The organism is Frankia sp. CcWB3 (assembly GCF_977927595.1).
This window is the reverse complement of record NZ_CDWRCK010000058.1, coordinates 1-5,020: the sequence shown is the minus strand read 5'-3', so window position 1 is coordinate 5,020 and position 5,020 is coordinate 1. Positions and strand designations below refer to the sequence as shown.

4 protein-coding genes are annotated in these 5,020 nt (G+C 66.5%); 3 read left to right on the top strand and 1 reads right to left on the bottom strand.

Annotation, left to right across the window (positions count from 1 at the left end; all coding sequences use genetic code 11):
- The first annotated feature begins 82 nt into the window (after positions 1–82).
- Positions 83–1,231: a glutamate--cysteine ligase gene (locus tag ACY5KJ_RS06950; RefSeq protein ID WP_462203016.1), complete on the top strand. Its 1,149-nt coding sequence runs from the start codon at positions 83–85 to the stop codon at positions 1,229–1,231.
- Positions 1,232–1,306: 75 nt separating this feature from the next.
- Complete coding sequence (locus tag ACY5KJ_RS06945; RefSeq protein ID WP_462186674.1) at positions 1,307–2,524, top strand: amidohydrolase; 1,218 nt, start codon at positions 1,307–1,309, stop codon at positions 2,522–2,524.
- 4 nt (positions 2,525–2,528) lie between these two features.
- Here ACY5KJ_RS06945 and ACY5KJ_RS06940 read toward each other — a convergent pair whose 3' ends face one another.
- Positions 2,529–2,969 carry a gamma-glutamylcyclotransferase gene (locus tag ACY5KJ_RS06940; RefSeq protein ID WP_462186675.1) on the bottom strand — a complete coding sequence of 147 codons (441 nt, stop codon included), beginning with the start codon at positions 2,967–2,969 and terminating at the stop codon, positions 2,529–2,531.
- 193 nt (positions 2,970–3,162) lie between these two features.
- On the opposite strand from ACY5KJ_RS06940, the gene ACY5KJ_RS06935 reads away from it, so the two are divergent.
- Positions 3,163–4,644: an NAD(P)H-quinone dehydrogenase gene (locus ACY5KJ_RS06935; RefSeq protein WP_462186676.1), complete on the top strand. Its 1,482-nt coding sequence runs from the start codon at positions 3,163–3,165 to the stop codon at positions 4,642–4,644.
- The last annotated feature ends 376 nt before the right edge of the window (positions 4,645–5,020 follow it).

Sequence of the window (5,020 nt, the reverse complement as noted above, 5' to 3'; positions counted from 1 at the left end):
CCTGCTGCCCGTGAGCCGAGCCGGTGGGTGACGGCTGTCTGGTGCTGGTACCGACCCCGAGATCCCGACCCGAGGAGGCTAGGTGCAGATCCCTTTCTCGTCGTCGTCGAGCACCAGTCTCGGCATCGAATGGGAGCTGCAGCTCGTCGACCAGCAATCGCGCGAACTTCGCGGCGAGGCCAGCGGGATTCTTCACGAGCTGCGGGCGAAGGCCGGGGAGCGCGAGGCGGCCAAGGCCAAGCACGAGCTGTTCGAGTCGACCATCGAGGTCGTCACCGGGGTCTGCGACTCGGTGGAGGAAGCGACCGCGGACCTGGCTGGAACCGTCTCGCTGCTGCGCGATCTGGCGGAACGGCGCGGGATCGGGCTGATGTGCAGCGGCACGCATCCGGCCAGTGACTATATGGGGCAGCGCATCACCGAGGATCATCGCTATTTCCGGCTGGTCAGCCAGATGCAGTGGTTGGCCCGGCGGCTGCTCATCTTCGGCGTCCACGTACACGTCGGAGTGCGGTCTGCGGACAAGGTCATGCCGATCGTGAACGCTCTGATGGCCTATGTCCCGCATTTTCTCGCCCTGTCGGCGTCGTCGCCCTACTGGCTGGGCGGAGACACCGGGCTGGCCTCATCCCGATCACAGGTCTTCGCGAGCCTGCCCACCGCGGGACTGCCGTACCCGTTGGAGGACTGGCCGGGTTTCGAGTCGTTCATGGAGACACTGATTGTCTCCGGCACCATCGAGACGATCCGCGAGGTCTGGTGGGACATTCGCCCACATCCCAACTTCGGCACCGTGGAACTGCGGGTCTGCGATGGTCTGCCGTCCCTGATGGAGGTGGGGGCGGTCGCGGCTCTCGCGCAGTGCCTGGTTGACCGCATGAACACCCAGATCGATCGTGGGTATCGCCTCCCGACTCCGCAACGATGGCTCGTGCAGGAGAACAAGTGGCGAGCGGCCCGGTACGGTCTGGACGCACAGATCATCGTCGATGGTCGGGGCGGTATCCGGCCGGTCCGGGACGAGATCACCGATCTCGTGGAGGATCTGCTTCCGGTCGCCCACCGCCTCGGTTGTTCATCCGAGCTCTCCGACGCGCTGACCATCCTGCGGACGGGCGCGAGCTATACCCGGCAGCGGGACGCCGCCCGGCGGGCCGGTGGAGATCTCATCCGGGTCGTCGATACCCTGCTCGAAGAGATGAACATGGGCCGTCCGGTAGTCGACGGCTAGACACGTCGGCGAATACCCCGAACCGCACGCGTTCAGGGCCCGCGTGGCGTGTGCAGGGAGGAGCCCGGCCGGCAGATGAAGGTTGACGAGACCGCGGCGGTCGCCGGGTGGGTGGCCGCGCACGAATCCGAGCTGATCGCGTTGCGTCGCGATCTCCACGCCCACCCGGAGCTCGGCCGGCGGGAGCACCGCACCGCCGAGCAGGTCGAGGCGCGACTCCGGGCCGCGGGACTGTCGCCGCAGCGCCTGCCGGACCTTCCTGGCCTGTGGTGTGATATCGGTCTCGGCGTCGATCATGATCCAGACGCTCCCGTGATCATGCTGCGGGCCGACATGGACGCTCTTCCGCTCTCGGATATCAAGGACGTGCGGTACCGCTCCACCGTTCCGGGTGTGGCTCACGCTTGCGGACATGACGTGCACACGACCGTGGCGCTCGGCGCCGGACTCGCGCTTGCCGAGATCGCACGCGTGTCTACGCTGCCCGGGACCGTGCGCCTGGTGTTCCAGCCCGCGGAGGAGCTCATGCCGGGCGGCGCGTTGGACGTCATCGACGCGGGAGTGCTGAAGCCGGTGACCACGGCGATCGCGGTGCACTGCGATCCGGCGCTCGACCTGGGCATGATCGGTCTGCGGACGGGTCCGATCACCTCTGCCGCCGATGCCGTCGAAATCACGTTGGCCGGGCCCGGCGGTCACACCTCCCGGCCACAGAACACAGTCGACCTGGTGTACGCGCTCGTCCGCCTTGCGGCCGATCTTCCTGCCGCGTTGGGGCGACTAGTCGATCCCAGGTCGGCGCTCTCCCTGGTCTGGGGTCAGGTGCAGGCGGGAACCGTTACCAACGCCATCCCTCGAACCGGTCAGCTCCGAGGCACGATCCGCACTTTGTCCCGGGAGACCTGGGAGAGCGTGCCGGCGCTGGTCACTCAGGTTGCCGAGCAGCTCATCGCACCGTACGGAGCACAGATCGTGGTCGACTACCGGCGTGGCGTGCCGCCCGTGGTGAACAGCGTGGATGTCGTCGAGGTCCTTCGGACCGTCGTCGACCGTGTGTTTGGTCACGGGACCTCCACCATGGTGGCGCAATCGCTTGGTGGCGAGGACTTCGGTTGGTATCTGAACCACGTGCCGGGGGCCTTGGCCCGATTGGGCACTCGGACACCCGGCGGCCACACCTACGACCTTCACCAGGGTAGCTTCGACGTGGACGAGAGAGCGATCGGTGTGGGCGTGAAGCTGCTTGCCGGCGCGGCTCTCGATCTGCTGACCCAGACGCCACCGGCGCCGTGATGCGTCACGCAGTCGGTCGCGAACGGAGCTCGGCCACGTAGTCGGCGGGTGCCCCAGCCTTCTCCGCGGAATCGGCGATCATCTCGAGGTACCGGCGCGACGGGAGTCCTCCCTCGTAGGCGTCGAGAACATACGTCCAGGCGAGAGCCTCCCCATCGAGGGTGGAGACCCGCACCCGGATGCGGGTGTACAGGCCGGTGTCCGCGCCTTCCCAGACGTCGAGCCGTTCCAGGTCGTAACGGTCGAGATCGTACAGAAGGACGTACGCGTGGGCACCCGGAGCCTCGACGATGGTCGGCAAGGCTCCATCCCAACCGACGTTCTCACCGCCGAACGTGAGGCGCCAACCGTTGATCCATCCAGCGCCGGTCACGGGCGAATGCGGGGCCCGCTCCTTCATCTGCGCCGGGTCGAGGTTGCCGGCGTAAGCCGCGTACAAGGTCATTGTGATCTCTCGGAGGGTTACGGTGCGTGATTATAACTGTAATTTCCGCTCATGAAAGGAGGAAGATGGCCCTACCTGACATCGCTGATGTCGGACTCCGTCTGCGATCCTACGGAGCCTTCCGCACCGGCAGGAGAGCGGCCGCGGCGGCGGGGCAAGATGATAAGGAAGCGATACCGGATCGGGAGGGCACGTGACTCGCATCATCATTCTTGGTGGAGGGCCCGGAGGCTACGAGGCGGCTCTCGTTGGAGCCTCACTCGGAGCGACGGTCACCGTCATCGACTCGGACGGGGTCGGTGGTGCCTGTGTGCTCACCGACTGCGTCCCCTCCAAAACCTTGATCGCGACTTCGGAGACCATGACGAACCTTGCTCTGGCTCCCGGCCTGGGTGTCCGCCCGCATAGTCTCGGCCCTGGGCCGGAACCGGCGTTGCCCCCCGTGGCCTGGGGGATCAGTACCAGCGCGGACTCGGGCACCCGGCCGCTCACGCCCCCGGAGGTCGTCAATGTGGATGCGGAGCAGGTGTACGAACGGGTCCGTGATCTAGCCAAGGCCCAGTCCCTGGACATCGAGCGCCGGCTCGAGCGCGAGAAGGTCGATGTCGTGCACGCCTCTGGGCGTCTTGTCGGGCCGCACGCAATCGAAACCAGCGCCGGTGAAACCTTCGTCGGCGATGTGATTTTGATCGCGACCGGCGCCTCACCACGCGATCTCCCCACGGCCCAGCCGGATGGTGAGCGGATTCTCACCTGGCGACACCTCTACGACCTCAAGGAGATACCCGAACATCTGGTCGTCGTCGGTTCCGGCGTCACCGGAGCTGAGTTCGCCAGCGCGTATCGGGCGCTTGGCGCCGAGGTCACGCTGGTTTCCTCGCGCGAACGCGTGCTGCCGGGGGAGGACCCGGATGCTGCCCGGGTCATCGAGGATGTGTTCGTGCGGCGTGGGATCGAGGTGCTCAACCGATCGCGGGCGGCGTCGGTACGGCGCATCGGGGACGGTGTGATCGTCGAGCTGACCGACGGCCGGACCGTCACGGGAAGCCATGCTCTGATGGCGGTTGGTTCGGTACCCCGCACCAAGGGCCTCGGGCTGACTGACGTGGGGGTGCGGCTTGGGCCTGGTGGGCATGTGAACGTGGACCGGATGTCGCGGACCTCGGTGCCGGGTGTCTACGCGGCCGGTGACTGCACTGGAGTCCTCCCGCTCGCATCGGTCGCCGCGATGCAGGGGCGTATCGCCATGTGGCACGCCCTCGGCGAGGCCGTCACACCCTTGCGGCTCGGGACGGTGTCGTCCAACATCTTCACCGAGCCGGAAATCGCCACCGTCGGAGTCACGCAGGTGATGAAGGACACCGGGGCAGTCGCAGCCGAGGTAACCACAGTTCCACTCTTGCGGAATCCGCGGGCGAAGATGATGGGTATTGAGGACGGCTTCGTGAAACTGTTCTGCCGTCCGGGGAGTGGAAGCGTGCTTGGCGGTGTTATTGTCGCGCCGCGTGCATCCGAACTCATCCTCTCTATCTCGCTCGCGGTCGAACACGGTCTGACCGTCGATCAAATCGCACATACGTTCTCGATCTACCCGTCGCTCTCCGGCTCGATCACCGAGGCGGCTCGCGTCCTGCGTACGCGCGACTTCTTCGCGGGATTCGACAACCCGGAGTGAGCAGGGGCCCGGCAGGACCGCATGCGGAACCTCCTGCCATGTCGGGCTGCCATGCCGGGACGACGGCCGGCGCGGCGAGTACTGCCGACGCCTGCCTGTGGAGAAGGCTACGAGCAGGGCTTTTCCACCGGGCCGCGTCTGGGGGATCGTCTGTTCCCGTAGGCGCGGCCGGCGATGTCCGCGGGATGGAACCGGTTCGCGGCGTGGCTCTGACTCTCGGGCCGACGTGCCGAAGGCATCATCGTCTGAAGCATGCGGGTGAGTAAGAGGTCCGGGTGTCGTGTCGAAAAAGACACGACGGGAAGCCCGGGACGGCCGGCCGCCCCGGGCTCACACGGCTCTTCGCGGAAGGTAAACATTCACGTAGATTCGTGAT